Origin of the sequence: Pseudomonas sp. LW8, from assembly GCF_041956865.1 — a bacterium.
Lineage (GTDB): Bacteria > Pseudomonadota > Gammaproteobacteria > Pseudomonadales > Pseudomonadaceae > Aquipseudomonas > Aquipseudomonas siliginis.
The window spans coordinates 464,613-482,209 of record NZ_CP168138.1 but is presented as its reverse complement, the minus strand read 5'-3'; the positions used below and the strand labels follow the sequence as shown (position 1 = coordinate 482,209).

Here is a 17,597-nt window from a genome sequence, read left to right as displayed (position 1 = left end):
GTGCCGGCGATGGCCGGCAGGAAAACTCAAGAAGCCAGTGGCGATACTTGCCAAAGCCCGTTCTGCTGAATCAATTGCCGGTCGCAGTCCGCATCACGGGCGGCGGCCAAAGGTTGTCCAGGCAAGGCCTGAACGACACGCTGACCCTCACTGCGCAACTGGCAAACCTGCTGCCAGAGTGCCGCATCCGTACTGTCAGGCATCCAGATACCGCCAGACGGTAGCTCGATCTCAGCACGCCCCAGGGTCACCAGGGTTTTCAAATCGGTAGAGAAACCGGTCGCCGGACGGGCGCGGCCGAAGTCAGCGCCGATGTCATCGTAACGACCGCCCTGAGCGATGGACTGGCCAACGCCCGGCACGAACACCGCGAACACCACACCGGTGTGGTAGTGGTAGCCGCGCAACTCGCCGAGGTCGAAATACAGCGGCAGCTGCGGGAAGCGCACGGAAAGACGTTCGGCGATCGCCAGCAGATCTTCCAGCGCCGCCAGCACCGGCGCCGGGGCATTGGCCAGACGCTCGCGGGCAGCGCTCAATACTTCACGGCCGCCGCACAGATCAACCAAGGCACGCAGCATCCCCGACAGATCGGCCGGGAGACCTTCGGTCAGGGTAATCACTTCATCGATGGCCTTGCGCTGCAGGGCATCGAACAACTGCTGCTCGACTTCACCGGACAGACCGGCGGCGCGCGCCAGACCACGGTAGATGCCGACATGGCCGAGGTCCATGTGCACGTCCGGCACATCGGCCAGTTGCAGCATGGCCAGCATCAGGCTGATCACTTCGACGTCGCTGCTCGGGCTGGCGTCGCCGTACAGCTCGGCGCCCAGCTGGATCGGGCTGCGCGAGGACGACAATGCACGCGGCTGGGCATGCAGGACACTGCCTGCGTAGCACAGACGGCTCGGGCCTTCGCGGCGCAGGGTGTGCGCATCGATGCGCGCCACTTGCGGCGTGATGTCGGCGCGGAAACCCATCTGCCGGCCCGATTGCGGGTCGATGACCTTGAAGGTACGCAGATCCAGGTCCTGGCCCGCGCCGGTCAGCAGGGATTCCAGGTACTCGATATGGGGAGTCACGACGAACTCGTAACCCCAGCTCTGGAACAGATCCAACACCTGACGACGCGCGACTTCAATGCGCGCCGCCTCCGGTGGCAGTACTTCTTCGATGCCATCTGGCAGCAGCCAGCGGTCTACCGTTGCCATTACGCCATTCCCCTTTGATCCGGGCGGCCAGCACGAGGGCGAGCCTTGAGTGAAGCAGAAAATGACCGGGTCGTTCAAAACGCACGCGCATGAACGACGCAGCGAAAGGCCGGCTGGCGGCTTCGCCCATCACTTTCCTCGAAAAACGCTCGGGCTATTCAAACCCGATGCCTGCAACAAAAACAGCAATCAAACGTGCAGACGCAAAAAAGCCGGGAATTTCCCGGCTGCCGCATCATACACACGTTTTCCGAAAGGATCACCCCGCCCGAGGTTTTAGCCGCCGGGCGGACTGATTCAGGTCAACGTCGTATCAAGGTTTGGCTTTTTCCAGGTAACGGAAGAAGTCGCTGCTTGGGTCGAGGACCAGGACGTCGGATTTGTTCGCAAAGCTTTCACGGTAGGCACGCAGGCTACGGTAGAAACCGTAGAACTCCTGATCCTGACCGTAGGCCTTGGAGTAGATCGCAGCTGCCTGGGCGTCACCGTCACCGCGAACCTCTTCGGATTCACGATAGGCTTCGGCCAGCAGCACGCGGCGTTGACGATCGGCGTCGGCACGGATGCCTTCGGCCAGCTCGTTACCCTTGGCGCGGTGCTCGCGAGCTTCACGCTCACGCTCGGTGCTCATACGCTCGAACACGCTGCGGTTCACTTCCTTCGGCAGATCGATGGCCTTGACCCGGACATCAACCACTTCGATACCCAGCTCTTTTTCCGCCATCTTGTTCAGCGATGCAGTGATGTCAGCCATCAGCGCATCACGCTCACCCGACACCACTTCGTGCAGGGTGCGCTTGCCGAACTGGTCACGCAGGCCCGATTCGAGACGACGGGACAGACGTTCGTCGGCAATCTGCTTCAGACCCGAAGTCGCGGTGTAGAAGCGCTCGGCATCCTTCACCCGCCACTTGGCGTAGGCATCGACCATCACGGCTTTCTTTTCCAGGGTCAGGAAGCGCTGCGTCGGTGCATCCAGCGTCAGCAGACGCGCGTCGAATTTGCGCACCTGGTTGACGTAAGGCACTTTCACATGCAGACCCGGCTGGACATCCGCCTGAACCACGCGACCGAATTGCAGCAGCACCGCGCGCTCGGTCTGAGCGACGATGTAGAAGCAATTCCAGCCCACCAGTACCACAACGACGCCAACGATCAGGGCGATCAGCGATTTATTGCTCATCAGCGGGTCTCCCTTGTACGCGTCTGCGGCACGTCAGTGACATGCGGCGTGACGTCCGTATTGTTACTGGCGGCCGAACCGGTCACCGGTGCGTTGCCCGAGCTGTTCTGGATCATTTTGTCCAACGGCAGGTAAAGCAGATTGCTCTGGCCGTTCTTGTTGCCGGTCACGAGTACCTTGCTGGTATTGCTGAAGACTTCCTGCATGGTGTCCAGGTACAGACGCTCGCGGGTGACTTCAGGTGCCTTGCGATACTCGGCGACCAGCTTGGTGAAACGATCGGCCTCACCCTTGGCGCGCAAGATGGTCTCGTCGCGATAACCGTTGGCATCTTCGATGATGCGCTGGGCCTGACCACGGGCTTCCGGCACAACGCCGTTGGCGTAGGTTTCAGCCTGGTTGCGCGAACGCTGCTCGTCTTCACGGGCGCGGATCACGTCATCGAAAGCTTCCTGCACTTCACGCGGTGCCGCTGCGCTCTGTACGTTGACCTGGGTGACGGTGATACCGGTGCGATAGGTATCGAGGAAACGTTGCAGACGCTCCTTGATTTCGCTGGCCATCAATTCACGACCTTCGGTCAGCACCTGGTCCATGGCGGTGGAACCGACCACGTGACGCAGTGCACTTTCGGTCGCGTGCTGCAGACTGATTTCCGGCTGATCGACGTTCAGCACGAAGTCCTGCAGGTTGCTGATCTTGTACTGCACGGTCAGCGGCACTTCGACGATGTTCTCGTCTTCAGTCAGCATCTGGCCCTGCTTGGTGTACGCACGCTCACGCGTCACGTTCTCCATGTACTTCTTGTCGATCGGCGGGAAGTAGATGTTCAGGCCCGGGCCGACAGTCTCGTAGTACTTGCCGAAGCGCAGCACAACGGCTTGCTCCTGCTCGTCCACCACGTAGACCGCGCTGTACAGCCAGACAGCCGCCAGCACGACCAGGCCGATGCCGAGCAGACCGCCGAAGCCGCCACTGCTGCGCCCCGACCCGCCGCCGTCATCACCGCGTTTCTTACCACCACCGAACAACCCGTTCAGGCTTTCCTGCAGCTTTCGGAAGGCCTCGTCGAGATCCGGTGGCCCCTTGCGGTCGCCGTTATTGCGGCGCTTGCCACCCCAGGGATCCTGATTATTCGAGTTGCCACCCGGCTCATTCCAAGCCATAGCGCTCTCCATCTGATAAAGCAAAGACGCACCCACGGCGCGCCGACCAATGCTACAGAATGCCTGCCGTTGCGGCACAACCGCTTTGTCAGGCTTTTATTGCAAAGTGTGTTGCTCGATGAATTCCATCGGCTGCAATCCTTCGCGGCTTACCAATCGATTCAACTCGATCCGGGGCAAACGAACGGCCAGCAGGCTGACACCTTCATCATCGTATTCTTCTTTCTGCACCGCCCCGAGTTCGAAGAACTGCGCACGCAGCCGAGCGAATCGTTGCGGCAAGCGCAAGGTACCGACGAACAGATCACTGCCGAGCAACTCGGCGATGGCCTGTTCAAGCAATTCCAGACCGCTGCCATCACGCGCCGAGAGCCAGACCCGTTGCGGCTTGCCATCGGCATCGCGCTGGATCTGCGGCTCGACGCCTTCAAGCAAATCGAGTTTGTTATAGACCTCGAGGATCGGCAAGTCCTGGGCACCAATCTCGCCCAGCACCACCATCACCTGCTCGATCTGCAACATGCGATCCGGTTCAGCCGCATCGATCACGTGCAACAGCAGGTCGGAATTGCTCGACTCTTCGAGCGTAGACCGAAATGCCTCGACCAGCTTGTGTGGCAGGTGACGAATGAACCCCACGGTGTCGGCGAGGACGATCGGACCGAGGTCGTCAAGCTCCAGCCGGCGCAGGGTCGGGTCGAGCGTGGCGAACAACTGATCGGCCGCGTACACCTCGGACTTCGTCACGTTGTTGAAGAGTGTCGATTTTCCGGCGTTGGTGTATCCCACCAGCGAAACGGTAGGGATGTCCGCACGGGATCGGCCACGGCGCGACTGCTCGCGCTGACTGCGCACCTTCTCCAGCCGCCCCTTGATCTGACGCAGGCGAACCCGCAGCAGACGGCGGTCGGTTTCCAGCTGGGTTTCACCCGGACCGCGCATACCGATACCGCCACCCTGACGCTCAAGGTGAGTCCAGCCGCGAACCAGCCGCGTGCTCATGTGGTCAAGCTGGGCCAGTTCGACCTGCAGCTTGCCCTCATGGGTGCGTGCGCGTTGGGCGAAAATATCGAGAATCAGCCCGGTGCGGTCGATCACGCGACACTCGAAGACACGTTCAAGGTTGCGTTCCTGACTGGGCGTGAGGATGTGATTGAAAATCACCAGATCGGCTTCTTCAGCCTTGACCAGGTCGCGCAGTTCCTCGACCTTGCCGCTGCCGATCAGATATTTGGCGGTTGGCCGATGACGCGGCACGTTAAAAAACGCGACGGTCTCGGCGCCAGCCGAATTTGCCAACTCCTGAAACTCCTGCGGATCTTCGCGCGCCTCAGGGTCCTGTCCATCCAAGTGAACGAGGATGACTCGCTCACCACCACCGTGGCGCTCAAAGAACAAAGGAGACTCCTATCAGGCGTTACCCGGCGCTGCATCGGCATCGCCCTGTTCGTTTTCGGTTGCGCTAGGCAGACGAATTGGACGAACCGGCACGACGGTCGAGATAGCGTGTTTGTAGACCATCTGGCTTACGGTGTTTTTCAGCAGGATCACGAACTGGTCGAACGACTCGATCGTCCCTTGCAGCTTGATACCGTTGACCAGGTAGATGGAAACCCCGACTTTCTCTTTACGTAAAGTGTTCAGGTAAGGGTCTTGTAGCGAATGCCCTTTTGACATGTGCCGCACTCCTTTAAGGATTCAATAATAAAAACAGGTAAATTCAGATGGCTTCGGCCGTCACACCCCCAAGGATAGACGGCAATTGCAAGGACTCAGCTCAATATGGAGATGGTCCCGAGGTATTTCAAGGCGCGTGGCAGATTGTCGCAATCAAGACTGTCCAGCCAATGCAAATCGTCCCAGCTGCGCAGCCAGGTAAACTGGCGTTTGGCCAATTGGCGCGTGGCGATGATGCCCCGCTCCTGCATCTGGGCCAATGTCAGCTTGCCGTCCAGGTAATCCCAGACTTGGCGGTAGCCTACCGCACGTATAGACGGCAACCCCGAATGCAGGTCACTTCTTTTACGCAGGGCTACGACCTCGTCGATGAATCCCTGTTCCAACATATTTGTGAATCTTTGTTCAATTCGCTGGTGCAGAACCTGACGATTCGCCGGAGCAATGGCCAGGTTCGCGACAGTATAGGGCAATTGTTGCCGTCCCGAAGCGGCTGCTTCAGTACTTTGCACAGATTGTTGCTCGCGCAGAGCGGTCATGCTCTGCCCGCTGACTCGATACACTTCCAGTGCCCGACTCAAGCGTTGCGGATCATTGGGATGGATGCGCGCCGCCGACACCGGATCGATCTGCGCCAACTGTTCGTGCAGGGCTTGCCAGCCGAGGCGTGCAGCTTCTTCCTCGATCTGCGCGCGGACCTCGGGATCGGCTGCCGGCATGTCCGCCAGACCTTCGACCAGAGCCTTGTAATAGAGCATGGTGCCGCCGACCAGCAGCGGGATCTTTCCTCGCCCAGTGATTTCGGCCATGGCCTGCAACGCGTCGCGACGGAAATCGGCAGCGGAATACGCTTCAGCGGGGTCGAGGATGTCGATCAGCCGGTGCGGGTATTCGGCCAACAACTCTTTCGAAGGCTTGGCCGTGCCGATGTCCATGCCGCGGTAGACCAGCGCCGAATCGACACTGATCAACTCGCACGGCAGCACCTTGGTCAGCTCGATGGCCAGATCGGTCTTGCCCGCAGCGGTCGGGCCCATCAGAAAAATCGCTGGAGGCAGCTGGCTCATCAACGACCGCGCAGGAACAGTTTGTCCAGATCGTCCAGGCCCAATTGGGTCCAGGTCGGTCGGCCATGGTTGCATTGACCACTGCGCTCGGTGTTTTCCATATCGCGCAGCAGACCGTTCATTTCCGGCAGGGCCAGACGCCGGTTGGCGCGGATCGCGCCGTGGCAGGCCATGGTGCCGAGCAGTTCGTTGAGGTGCGCCTGGATACGGTCACTGGTGCCGTATTCCATCAGGTCAGAGAGCACGTCGCCGACCAGTCGATTGGCTTCGGCCTGCTTGAGCAAAGCGGGAATCTGCCGGATCGCCAGGGTTTCCGGCCCCAGTCGCTGCAATTCAAAACCAAGACGCTGAAACCAGGCGGTGTGTTCTTCAGCGCAATCGGCCTCGCGCTGACTGACCGCCAGCGATTCCGGCACCAGCAACGGCTGGCCACTGAGACCTTCGCTGGCCATGGCGATTTTCAGGCGCTCGTACATGATCCGCTCGTGGGCGGCATGCATGTCCACCAGCACCAGGCCATGGGCGTTTTCGGACAAGATATAGATGCCTTTTAGCTGCGCCAGTGCATAGCCGAGCGGCGGAATATCTTCCTGACCGGTCGGCAGTGCGCTGGCATTGGCTTCAGGCAGCGGCGCGAAAAATTCCTTGTATGCGGCTTGCGCCTCGGCAGCAGGCACCGCCGATTGCGGACGCGGCGTGTATTGATACTGATAAGCGCCGCCAGCGCTGGCGCCGGATGACGTGTTGAACGCCGGTTGCGCCTGCGGCTGCTCCAGCAGCGCATTGGCGGCCAGACGCATCTCGCCCTGTGGGCCAAACTCGCCCGCCTCGATCCCGCTCGGCCGAACGATCGCCGTGGTGACCGAGCCGGCCAATTGATCTTCCGGACGCACATCGCCCAGCGCACGGTGCAGCGTGCCATACAGGAAATCGTGGACCATGCGCCCGTCACGGAAGCGTACTTCGTGCTTGGTCGGGTGCACGTTGACGTCTACTGCTGCCGGATCGACCTCGAAAAACAGTGCGAAGGTCGGATGCCGACCGTTGAACAGCACGTCGCGATAAGCCTGGCGTACCGCGTGCGCCACCAGTTTGTCGCGCACCGCCCGCCCGTTCACAAAGAAATACTGCAAGTCAGCCTGGCTACGGTTGAAGGTTGGCAAACCGACCCAGCCCCACAGGTGCAAGCCATTGCGTTCGATCTCGATCGGCAACGCCTGCTCAAGGAAACCCGAACCGCAGATCGCCGCCACACGCCGTGCGCGGGCCGCATCATCGTGGGCCTCGTGCAGGCTGAGGATGGTCTTGCCGTTGTGGCGCAGATGAAAAGCCACGTCGAACCGCGCCAGCGCCAGACGCTTGATCACTTCCTGCAGGTGATCGAATTCGGTTTTTTCGGTCTTGAGAAATTTGCGCCGGGCCGGGGTGTTGAAGAACAGGTCGCGGACTTCCACCGAAGTGCCGACCGGATGCGCCGCCGGCTGCACGCGCGGCGCCATGTCCCGGCCTTCGGTTTCGACCTGCCAGGCCTGATCGGCATCGCGGGTGCGCGAGGTCAGGGTCAGACGCGCCACGGAGCTGATCGACGCCAGCGCCTCGCCACGGAAACCCAGGCTCATCACCTGTTCGAGATCCTCAAGATTGCGAATCTTGCTGGTGGCGTGACGGGCCAGGGCGAGCGGCAGGTCATCGGCGGAAATACCGCTGCCGTCATCGCGCACGCGCAGCAACTTGACGCCGCCCTGCTCGACATCGACGTCAATACGCTTGGCGCCGGAGTCGAGGCTGTTTTCCAGCAACTCCTTGATCACCGAAGCCGGGCGCTCAACCACCTCACCGGCGGCAATTTGGTTCGCCAGCCGGGGGCTGAGCAGCTCGATGCGCGCAGTGTTCAATACCTGGTTCATTCTTTGGACGCCAGTTCGGTGCCTGGAATGGTCAGGTGCTGACCGACTTTCAGCTCATCGCTTTTCAGATTGTTGGCGGCGCGCAAGGTGGCCGGCGAAACCTGATAGCGCACGCCGATCATCGCCAGGGTTTCCCCCGGGCCGACACGGTGGTCGCGCGGGCCTTGAGCAATCTTGCCGGAATCACGCAGCCAGGCGATGTAGGTGCCCGGCGGCGGATTCTGCTGGAAGAACTGGCGCACGCCGCTGCTGATCGAACGGGCCAGCGCTTGCTGGTGGCTGGATGCGGACAGTTTGTTCGCTTCGTTGGCGTTGGAGATAAAGCCGGTTTCGACCAGGATCGACGGGATGTCCGGCGACTTCAACACCATGAAGCCGGCCTGTTCCACGCGCTGTTTGTGCAGCGGCGTAACGCGACCGATGTTGGTCAGAACCTTCTGGCCGACGTTGAGACTGGAGGTCAGCGACGCAGTCATCGACAGGTCGAGCAAAACGCCGGCGAGCATGCGGTCCTTGTCGTCGAGGCTGACGTTGCCGGCACCACCGATCAGGTCGGATCGGTTTTCACTGTCGGCCAGCCAACGGGCGGTCTCGGACGTAGCGCCACGATCGGACAGGGCGAACACCGAAGCACCGAAAGCGGCTGCGGACGGCGCGGCGTCGGCGTGGATCGAGACGAACAGGTCGGCGCCCTTCTTGCGGGCGATTTCGGTTCGCCCGCGCAATGGAATGAAGTAGTCGCCGGTACGGGTCAGCTCGGCGCGGAAGCCTTTCATGCCGTTGACCTGACGCTGCAATTCGCGGGCGATCTGCAGCACCACGTCTTTCTCACGCTGGCCGCGCGAGCCTGACGCGCCCGGGTCTTCGCCACCGTGGCCGGCGTCGATGACAACGATAATGTCGCGCTTGCCGGCCGGGGCTGGCGGCAACTTGATCGCCGGTTCGGTCGGAGTCACCGGCACCGCCGGCACGGTCGCCACCGATGGCGTCGGGGCTGGCGGCGGCGCGGCATCGGCCGGGTTGTCGAACAGATCGACCACCAGACGGTTGCCGTACTGCGCGTTCGGCGCCAGCGAGAAGCTTTTCGGGGTGACGGCTTTTTTCAGGTCGATGACCACCCGCAGGTCGGTCGGCGTGCGCTGGGCTGAGCGCATCGCGGTGATAGGCGTGTTCGCGGTCTGCACGTTCAACGGCGCGCCGAGGGTGGCGCCGTTGATGTCGATCACCAGCCGATCAGGGGCTGTCAGGGTGAAAACGCTGTGCTGCACCGGCCCGCTGAGGTCAAAGACCAGTCGCGTATTGTCCGGCGCACGCCACAGGCGCACGCTGTTGACCTTTGAATCGGCCACAGCGTTGACGGTTACTGCCATCAACATCAGTCCAGCGGCAGCCACCAACGCGCGAAAGCGCATACCAAACCCCATCATTTAATTGGATTCCAATGCCAAAGCGGCACACCAGGCCTCGCCACGCGAGCCCTGGGCTAAAATTTTCAGCGAACGCCCGCTGTCTTGCGGGCTAATGGTAATGGTCAGGTCAGGCTTTGGCAAAAAGCCTGCACCTTTATCGGGCCATTCGATCAGGCACAGGACATCGTCTTCGAAGTAGTCGCGGATGCCGAGAAACTCCAGCTCCTCGGGATCGACCAAACGATAGAGGTCGAAGTGGAAGGCACGTATGTCACCGATCTCGTAGGGCTCGACCAATGTGAAGGTCGGACTTTTTACCGCGCCGACATGCCCCAGCCCACGAATGATGCCCCGTGACAGGGTGGTTTTGCCCATACCCAGATTACCTTCAAGAAAAATCAGGCCATGGCCCTGGGTGACGCGGGCGATCCGTGCGCCAAAGTCGCTCATTGCCTGTTCATCGGCCAGGTACAGGGTTACTTCAGACACGGTGCTTGCTCCTCCAACAACTGACGAATGGCTGGAATCAGATCACTGGCCGCCAGCCCACGGCCGAATTTGCCTTGTTGCATACCCGCGTTGGCGTGCAGCCAGACGGCCAGGCATGCCCCATCGAACGCGTCCATGTCCTGGGCCAGCAATGCGCCGGTGAGACCGGCCAGCACATCCCCCAAACCGCCCGTGGCCATCGCCGGATGGCCCTGATGACACAGGGCCAGACGCCCATCGGGATGGGCGATCAGACTGCCGGCCCCTTTCAGAACCACTACCGCTGAATACTTTTTGCTCAACGCCAGAGCAGCGGCCGGGCGATCGGCCTGCACTTCGGCGGTACTGATGCCAAGCAAGCGCGCCGCTTCACCCGGATGCGGGGTGATCACGCTATCCTTGGGCAACTGGACAAAATCGCTGGCCAGCAGGTTCAACGCGTCAGCGTCCCACACTTGCGGCAACGCAGCATTGGCGGCCGCCGACAACAGGGCACGGCCCCAACTGCCCTGACCGAGACCCGGTCCGACCACCAGCACCGAAACCTTTTCCAGCAGCCCCATCAGTTGATTGGCTGACGAAGTGCCGAGCGCCATCGCCTCCGGGACCCGAGTCAGCGCCGCCGGCACATGCTCTGGGCGAGTCGCCAGCGAGACCATGCCCGCGCCGCCGCGCAAGGCCATTTCCGTGCTGAGCAGAATCGCTCCGCCGAAACCGTGATCGCCGCCGATCAGCAACACATGGCCAAAGCGGCCCTTGTGCGAGGTCGGCGCGCGCGGCGCAAGTGCTGGAAGATTAGGGGCGCTCAGGCGCTGAGCGCAGACAGGAATGTCACTGAAAATTTCGTCGGGGGCTTGCAGGTCGCTGAAGACCAGCTCACCGATATGATCCGCAGCATCACCGGTCAACAGTCCGACCTTCATACCAATGAAGGTCACCGTTAGATCGGCGCATACCGCGACACCCAGTTCACACCCGGTATCGGCACACAGCCCGGAAGGAATATCGACCGCTGCTACCGGCAAACCGCAGGCGTTGATCGCCTTGATCGCCGAGGCATAGGGCTCACGCACTTCGCCGCTCAGGCCAGTGCCGAGCAAGGCATCGAGGACGACACCGCACAGCTCGCTTTGCGCCTGCCAGCCTTGCACCACAACACCAGCAGCCACGGATTCGGCATGGGCCAGTGCGGCATCGCCCTGCAAACGTTGCGGATCGCCGACGGCGAGAACGCGCACGGTCCAGCCGGCCCGCAGCGCCAACCCGGCCACCAGATAACCGTCACCGGCATTGTTGCCATGGCCGGCGAGCACGGTCAGCTCGTTCGCGCCCGGCCATTTGCGCACCAGTGCGCGCCACGTCGCGCGGGCGGCGCGTTGCATCAATTCGAAGCCCGGCGTGCCGGCGGCGATCAGCCGCGCGTCGAGTTCGCGCACCTGCGCGGCGCGGTACAGCGCGTCGGGTAATTCATCTTTCGTCTGCGGCATGCGTCTTCGGGCTCCGATGTCTGGCAGAATTATACGCACCTCAGCTCCGGTTTCTCTCGCCTCATGTCCGCCATCACCACAGACCTGCCCGCCCTCGCCCAATCGATCAAGGATTGGGGCCGCGAGCTGGGCTTCCAGCAAGTCGGCATCAGCGGTCTGGACCTGGCCGAACACGAGCAGCATCTGCAGCGCTGGCTCGAGGCCGGCTACCACGGCGACATGGACTACATGGGCGCCCATGGCAGCAAACGTTCGCACCCGGAAGAGCTGGTGCCGGGCACGTTGCGCGTGGTTTCCCTGCGCATGGACTACTTGCCAGGCGATACCGAAATGGCCAAACGCCTGGCTGAGCCGGAGAAGGCTTACGTGTCGCGTTATGCCTTGGGCCGCGATTACCACAAATTGATCCGTAAACGTGTTCAACAATTGGCCGACAAGATCCAGGCGGAGATCGGCCCGTTCGGCTTTCGTGCGTTTGTCGACAGCGCACCGGTGCTGGAAAAAGCCATCGCCGAACAGGCTGGACTGGGCTGGATCGGTAAAAACACCTTGGTGTTGAACCGCAAGGCCGGCAGTTATTTCTTCCTGAGCGAACTGTTCGTCGACCTGCCGCTACCGGTGGACGAACCGCACAGCACTGAACATTGCGGGCGTTGCACCGCATGCCTGGATATCTGCCCGACCAACGCCTTTGTCGGCCCGTACGTGCTGGACGCCCGGCGCTGCATTTCCTATTTGACCATTGAGCTGAAAACCGCGATTCCCGAAGAATTGCGGCCATTGATAGGCAATCGGGTATTTGGCTGCGATGACTGCCAGATCGTCTGCCCATGGAACCGCTTCGCCCGGCCGACTGGAGAAAGCGATTTCAAACCACGGCACAATCTCGATAATGCCGAGCTGGCTGAACTGTTCATGTGGGATGAAGAAAAGTTCTTGAACAGCACCGAAGGTTCACCGTTGCGGCGTGCCGGGTACGAGCGCTGGTTACGCAATCTGGCGGTGGGGCTGGGGAATGCGCCTTCATCGATTCCTGTGCTGGAAGCGTTGAAGGCGCGACGTGATTATCCGTCAGAGTTGGTCAGGGAACATGTCGAGTGGGCACTGGAACAGCACGCCCACCGCGCGCTCGCAAAACCGGCAAGCGCACTGTTCAAATCGTAGCCGGACCTTGAGTGTTCCTGCTTTCGCCTTGTATCGTTTCGTTGCGTGCTCCGACTTACTTTTTTTCCTTTAAATGACCACCCAGCTGGTTGATGACCGCGATCCGCTCCTTGGCGTTTTCGGTCATATATATTCGGTCTCCTTGCGACAGATAGAGATGCATCGGCTTTGATGCTGAGCCGGATGGACCATGCATCGGCGTGTATTTGGCATGAATCAGCGCTGCAGAGGACGTCGGGGAGTTACCCGCCTCAATGTGCTGCATGAAGGTTTCGGCCTTTTCAAGCAAGCCGGTAAGGCCCTCTTTCTCAAGGATGTTCTTTTTGGGGTCGACCCTGACGAGTGACCATGGTTTCTCGGCCTCTTCCTGAACGGCCGCGCTGGCCTTCGCCTTCGCCTTGGCCGCCGCCTTGTTTCCCTTACCCTTGATCATGCCTCGGGCCATCTCTTGACCCGCTGCTTTGGAGCCTTTACTACTCAGGCCCTGCTTGAAGGCGCCAGCCAGTTTCCTGCCAGCATTGATGCCCGCTTTGGCACCAGCTGCCAGCCCTGCCCCCACCGAAGCCAGCCCAAGACCAAAACTGATCCAGCCCAATATCTCGCCCGCTTGAGAACCCGGTGCGAGTTCATTGACCACCTCGCTGGCAATACCCGCCAGGCCTGAAGCAACCGCCAGCCCCAATGCCGCCACTGCCCATGGCGTCGCCGCGCCCATCGTCACCACGCTGGCAACAATTCCGAGAACACTGAGGCCGATGCCCAGGATCGATTGCCAGGAGATATGCCCGGTAGGGTCGACACGATTGACAGGGTCGCCCAGGCAATAACTGTAGGCATTCAATCCGCCCGCGCCAAATGGACTCATGCTGTCGGGGGCGAGAAAGCGCATCAGTGTCGGACTATAAGCCCTGTAACCGTTGCCCAGCAGATACAGCCCGGTAACCGGATCCAGCTGTTCGCCGTTGAACCCTGCAACGCTGAACAATCCACCTTCGGCGGGACGATGCCCATAAGGGCTGTAGGCGCAATCGGTGAGCTGCTCCTTGCCCAGCGTTGCCAGCACACTTTGCTGCTGATCGGTGGCGTATAGCTGCGTGTCGGGGTTCAACCCCGATTGCTGTTGCCCCACGAGCGCTCCACCGTGACGCACAACACTCGTTGAACTTTCACCACGCACCTCGTTGGCAACCCGGCCTGCGTAGTAGTAACGCTGCACAATTGCTTTTTCGGGTTGCGACAGCTCCACCAGATCGTCGAAACCGTCGTAATGGTAGCCACGAATCACTGATCCCCCTGCGCTGGACAGCTGCTCGAGACGTCCGAACGCGTCATAGGCCAGCGTTCGCGCCTGGTCGTCCTTGATCATCCTGCCGTTGGCGTCGTATTCCAGCGTCACTGCCGAGGGATAGTCGACGTGGGAATGTTTGACGGCGCTGAGCTGTGCAGGATCAGGGTTGTCGTAACTGAAGGTGGTCAGATTCATCCCCAGCGGGAACTTCGTCTGCACGGTGAGGATGTTATCCAATGCATCGAAGGTGAATGTCTGGCGGACAATTTCCTTGCCATACGGATCGCGCGGCTTTTGCGTGCCGGCACAGTCGTACTGGATCAAGCGCCCGCGCACATCGTAGGTGAACTGTTCATCACGTAACACTTGAGTGCCACGTCTGGACACTTTCTGCGCCAGTTTGCCAGCCAGCGTGTAAGTCGATTCCAGGGTCTGGTCTGGCTGACCCTGAATCTCGAAAGTACGGCGGGTTTCACGCCCGATATCGTCATAGGCAAACCGGGTGAGCATTTGACGCTTGATGGACGTTTCTTCGGTTTGCGTCCAGTCCAGCATCCCCGTCTGCGCGTTGTAGTGGAATTCGGTTTTAAGCGAGCCTTGAGAGGTGGATAGCAGGCGGCCGTGCTTATCGTATTCGGATGTGCTTTCGACTCCGAGCACATCGACATGCGCGATCGGTCGCCCCTGCAGGGACCAGGTACTGGAGGTTGCTTTGGTGATAGCGCCGAGGGTCGTCGTTTCGGTTTTCACACGCCCGGAGGGGTGATAGGCGAAATTGCGCTGTCTGCCGTTTTCGGTACAGGTCAAGGGATTGCCACTGAGGGGGTCATACGTCATGGTCGTGACCAGATCCCCTGCCTTGCGCTCAGTCAGCAGGCCGCCCAGTTCCCGCAAATAAGTGAATTCGGTTTTTTTGCCATCAGCACTCCTGTACCACTGCGGCTGGGTGAAGCCCGCTTCATAACCAGCCTCGGACTTACGTCCGCCCACGGTACTTCGGATCAAGCGACCCAGACCGTCATAAGTTTGCTGCCCCAACACTTTGTCAGCGACCTTGATGTTGATCGGCAGACCTTCATCACTGTGCCCGGCGTAGTCGGTCACGACCGCAGTGGCGTCGGGCAGGACACTGCGGGTTATCCGGTCAAAAACGTCGTACTCATATCGACTGGTATTGCCGACAGGGTCTGTCTGACTGGTTGTGCGCCCGTAGCCGTCATAGGTGTAAACGGTTTTGCCGAGACTCTTGTTCTTCAGATTGAAGCTCTCGACGCTCAGCGGTTTACCGAAATCATTGACGAGGGTGATCGTCTTGCCCATCCCCTGGAACCAATGGGTCTGCCGGCGAAGAACCGGGTCCGCCTCGCTGTGTTCGATACGCCCATCATCGTGCAGCGTCTTGCTGACCTGGCCCCAGGAATCGAATTCGTAGCCGGTGCTGACCGGATAAGGCTTGCCATCACGCCAATCAGTCAGCGTCACTTTCACCTTGTGGCCGACCGAATCATGCAGCGCAGAATAAAGCGTGCGTGTCTGAATCAGACCGTCCTTGTCGGGATGGTCGCAGTCCTTTTCATGAACGGTGATCACCCGTTCCATCCCGTCATAAGTCACTTTTTGCTCGCCGCCAGCAGGATCCGTGGTCACCATTGTCGCCGGATGCTGTTTGCTGGCAGCCAGATAGGTCCACCGGGTAACGGCCGCATATGGGGTGCCGCCAGCAACCGTTTTGCCCACTGCCCGACCGATTGCGTCGTACTCATGCTCGATGTGCTCGCCATCGACACCGACTTCAGAGACCTGTAATCCGGTCAGCGTCGACAGCACTTTCTCACTGGTCTGCAGCGTGCCGTCAAATCCGCGCGTGCTGGACCTGACTCGCAACCTGTCACCCTCAAGTTCATAGGAAAACTCGATAGCGGTTTTTTTATCATTCAGGATGACACTCTGCTCTTTCGTGGCTCCATGCTTGAGTGGATCCCCGGGCGTATTCAAATAACTGCGTGCGGTTTTCGAACGCAATACCTCAACGCCTTCCAACACTTCACAAAAACGCTCCTCGACCGGTAACACGGATGCCAGTTCCGCACCGTCCAGCGCCGGATGCAGCGCGTAGTCGTAGTAGGTGACTGTCGAAGCACCATCGGATGCGGCAGCAGTCACCGTCCTTTTTTTCGGGAATCTGGAAAAGCCCAGCGGATCCTCTGGGCAGTTATCTCCACCACTGGCCGGATAAAATTCCGTGGTCGTCGTCACCCCTGTGGGCTCGACCTGCTTGAGCAAGTTACCTTCGTCATCGAACTCGGTGACGGTGGTTTCCACACGCTGCTGTTGGGTGCGCCGATCAAGGTGCGTCACCGTGTGGACTTTAGGCATGCGGAACTGAGCCACCTGCTCACTGAATGGCTTGGTAATGGAACAGTGATACTCCGTGGTGGTGGCGATCTGAGCGTCACCACAGGTTGTAACCTCAGCCACCAACAGATGGAATTTGTTGTAGGTGCGTTTGATGCGGGTATGTACTTTGCCGCTGACCAGCAAGTGCTCGTCCGAGGTGTAGACGTAGTGGCCGGGCGCAAGATAGAGAGGATCCAGGTCACTATCCTTGGCAGGAAGGAGGCCCTGCCCAAGGAAGTTATGGTCGGAGTACGTGTAGGTCTTGCAAAGTCGGGGCTGGCCGCGCCCTGGGTAGACATCGTGAGCAATCACAAACGGCAGTGTCCGTTCCACACCGCTGATGAAGCGGTGGCCGTGCCGCTTGTAGCGAATGATTTCGACCCCGCGCAGCGGATTGACGATGCGATGAACATAGCTGGCTCCAGCGATGACTTCATACTCAAGGTCCCAACCCTTACCAACCGGCAGCTCGATGGCCGTCACTCGAGAGTTTTTCAAGATCAGCTTGTAGTTGGAACTGGAAGTAGTGTCGGGATGCCGGGACAGCGTCACCTGGCCAGCCGCGCGGGTGATTTTCAACAGGCAGCGCTTGGCATCACGGACTTCGGCCAATCGGGGAAACTGGTTGAACAACTCATGCTTCAGCGTAATGCTCACACCGTTCGCCGCTATTATTTTTTCCGCGACGGCGACCTGAGTGCCGGCCAGGACTTTGAGCAGTTCACGCCGGCCATCCTTGTATCGAACTTCATAGCGCCCTGCTCCAGCGACTGACACTTTCGCCGTTTGCAGTTTCATTTCCTTGAACTTAAGGCCGGTAGACGTCTCGACAGCCTTGTAGCGCTCACCGTTGGACAAGGTCATCACTTTGCTGCGCAAGTCATAATTGGTCAGTGTCAAAGACCAGCCAACGCCGAAACCACTATCCGCCTGATTGAGCGGATTAAAGCCCACTGAAAGTGCAAGCTCCGGACCATTGAGATCCGCCGAGTGCAACTTGCCAAGCGAAAATGCGCAGGTGTACATGCCCGTGCGGGGATCAACGCCTCCTGAAACAAATTCACCAAAGTTGAAAGCGTTTGAATGAACAGAGGGAGAGAAATTACTTTCCATTGGTAAACCGTCCTTTTATTTCCAGACTTAGGTTGA

The 17,597-nt window shown here is 60.0% G+C and carries 13 protein-coding genes; 2 read left to right on the top strand and 11 right to left on the bottom strand.

From position 1 onward, the window contains the following. Positions 1-26: 26 nt before the first annotated feature. Entirely contained in the window at positions 27-1,214 is a 1,188-nt protein-coding gene (locus AB9L16_RS02300; RefSeq protein WP_016771944.1) for an ATP phosphoribosyltransferase regulatory subunit, read from the bottom strand. Positions 1,215-1,303: 89 nt separating this feature from the next. On the opposite strand from AB9L16_RS02300, the gene AB9L16_RS02295 reads away from it, so the two are divergent. Beyond that, the gene (locus AB9L16_RS02295; protein ID WP_150638270.1) at positions 1,304-1,510 is read left to right on the top strand and encodes a hypothetical protein; all 207 of its coding nucleotides are present in this window, start codon (positions 1,304-1,306) and stop codon (positions 1,508-1,510) included. A 17-nt stretch (positions 1,511-1,527) separates the two neighbouring features. Here the strand turns inward: AB9L16_RS02295 and hflC are convergent, their stop codons facing one another. The 9 genes from hflC to AB9L16_RS02250 all read right to left on the bottom strand — a co-directional run bounded on the left by hflC (position 1,528) and on the right by AB9L16_RS02250 (position 11,599). Next, the gene (hflC, locus tag AB9L16_RS02290; protein WP_016771945.1) at positions 1,528-2,397 is read right to left on the bottom strand and encodes a protease modulator HflC; all 870 of its coding nucleotides are present in this window, start codon (positions 2,395-2,397) and stop codon (positions 1,528-1,530) included. Continuing rightward, positions 2,397-3,563, bottom strand: a complete 1,167-nt coding sequence (hflK, locus tag AB9L16_RS02285; RefSeq protein ID WP_375123044.1) for an FtsH protease activity modulator HflK — start codon at positions 3,561-3,563, stop codon at positions 2,397-2,399. The genes hflC and hflK overlap by 1 nt, the downstream gene beginning before the upstream one ends. Positions 3,564-3,659: 96 nt before the next feature. Further along, complete coding sequence (hflX, locus tag AB9L16_RS02280) at positions 3,660-4,961, bottom strand: ribosome rescue GTPase HflX (protein ID WP_041480728.1); 1,302 nt, start codon at positions 4,959-4,961, stop codon at positions 3,660-3,662. Positions 4,962-4,973: 12 nt separating this feature from the next. After that, positions 4,974-5,240 (bottom strand): RNA chaperone Hfq, encoded by a 267-nt coding sequence (hfq, locus tag AB9L16_RS02275; protein WP_016771947.1) that lies wholly within the window; start codon positions 5,238-5,240, stop codon positions 4,974-4,976. A 95-nt stretch (positions 5,241-5,335) separates the two neighbouring features. Further along, positions 5,336-6,307 (bottom strand): tRNA (adenosine(37)-N6)-dimethylallyltransferase MiaA, encoded by a 972-nt coding sequence (miaA, locus tag AB9L16_RS02270; protein WP_150638272.1) that lies wholly within the window; start codon positions 6,305-6,307, stop codon positions 5,336-5,338. After that, a complete protein-coding gene (gene mutL, locus AB9L16_RS02265; protein WP_236168133.1) occupies positions 6,307-8,214 on the bottom strand; it encodes a DNA mismatch repair endonuclease MutL in 1,908 nt (635 codons plus the stop codon). Before mutL ends, miaA begins: the two co-directional genes overlap by 1 nt. Then, the gene (locus AB9L16_RS02260; protein WP_370593506.1) at positions 8,211-9,590 is read right to left on the bottom strand and encodes an N-acetylmuramoyl-L-alanine amidase; all 1,380 of its coding nucleotides are present in this window, start codon (positions 9,588-9,590) and stop codon (positions 8,211-8,213) included. The genes mutL and AB9L16_RS02260 overlap by 4 nt, the downstream gene beginning before the upstream one ends. 51 nt (positions 9,591-9,641) lie before the next feature. Then, the gene (tsaE, locus tag AB9L16_RS02255; protein WP_375123043.1) at positions 9,642-10,112 is read right to left on the bottom strand and encodes a tRNA (adenosine(37)-N6)-threonylcarbamoyltransferase complex ATPase subunit type 1 TsaE; all 471 of its coding nucleotides are present in this window, start codon (positions 10,110-10,112) and stop codon (positions 9,642-9,644) included. Further along, positions 10,100-11,599 carry an NAD(P)H-hydrate dehydratase gene (locus AB9L16_RS02250; protein ID WP_236168134.1) on the bottom strand — a complete coding sequence of 500 codons (1,500 nt, stop codon included), beginning with the start codon at positions 11,597-11,599 and terminating at the stop codon, positions 10,100-10,102. The genes tsaE and AB9L16_RS02250 overlap by 13 nt, the downstream gene beginning before the upstream one ends. 63 nt (positions 11,600-11,662) lie before the next feature. On the opposite strand from AB9L16_RS02250, the gene queG reads away from it, so the two are divergent. Then, complete coding sequence (gene queG, locus AB9L16_RS02245; RefSeq protein ID WP_236168135.1) at positions 11,663-12,763, top strand: tRNA epoxyqueuosine(34) reductase QueG; 1,101 nt, start codon at positions 11,663-11,665, stop codon at positions 12,761-12,763. 55 nt (positions 12,764-12,818) lie between these two features. Here the strand turns inward: queG and AB9L16_RS02240 are convergent, their stop codons facing one another. Next, complete coding sequence (locus AB9L16_RS02240; RefSeq protein ID WP_375123042.1) at positions 12,819-17,561, bottom strand: RHS repeat domain-containing protein; 4,743 nt, start codon at positions 17,559-17,561, stop codon at positions 12,819-12,821. Between the last annotated feature and the right edge of the window lie 36 nt (positions 17,562-17,597).

Coding starts and splice junctions, on each gene's coding strand:
- AB9L16_RS02300 (WP_016771944.1), bottom strand. CDS start 1,214: ATGGCAACGGTAGACCGCTGGCTGCTGCCAGATGGCATCGAAGAAGTA.
- AB9L16_RS02295 (WP_150638270.1), top strand. CDS start 1,304: ATGAACGACGCAGCGAAAGGCCGGCTGGCGGCTTCGCCCATCACTTTC.
- hflC (WP_016771945.1), bottom strand. CDS start 2,397: ATGAGCAATAAATCGCTGATCGCCCTGATCGTTGGCGTCGTTGTGGTA.
- hflK (WP_375123044.1), bottom strand. CDS start 3,563: ATGGCTTGGAATGAGCCGGGTGGCAACTCGAATAATCAGGATCCCTGG.
- hfq (WP_016771947.1), bottom strand. CDS start 5,240: ATGTCAAAAGGGCATTCGCTACAAGACCCTTACCTGAACACTTTACGT.
- miaA (WP_150638272.1), bottom strand. CDS start 6,307: ATGAGCCAGCTGCCTCCAGCGATTTTTCTGATGGGCCCGACCGCTGCG.
- mutL (WP_236168133.1), bottom strand. CDS start 8,214: ATGAACCAGGTATTGAACACTGCGCGCATCGAGCTGCTCAGCCCCCGG.
- AB9L16_RS02260 (WP_370593506.1), bottom strand. CDS start 9,590: ATGTTGATGGCAGTAACCGTCAACGCTGTGGCCGATTCAAAGGTCAAC.
- AB9L16_RS02250 (WP_236168134.1), bottom strand. CDS start 11,599: ATGCCGCAGACGAAAGATGAATTACCCGACGCGCTGTACCGCGCCGCG.
- queG (WP_236168135.1), top strand. CDS start 11,663: ATGTCCGCCATCACCACAGACCTGCCCGCCCTCGCCCAATCGATCAAG.
- AB9L16_RS02240 (WP_375123042.1), bottom strand. CDS start 17,561: ATGGAAAGTAATTTCTCTCCCTCTGTTCATTCAAACGCTTTCAACTTT.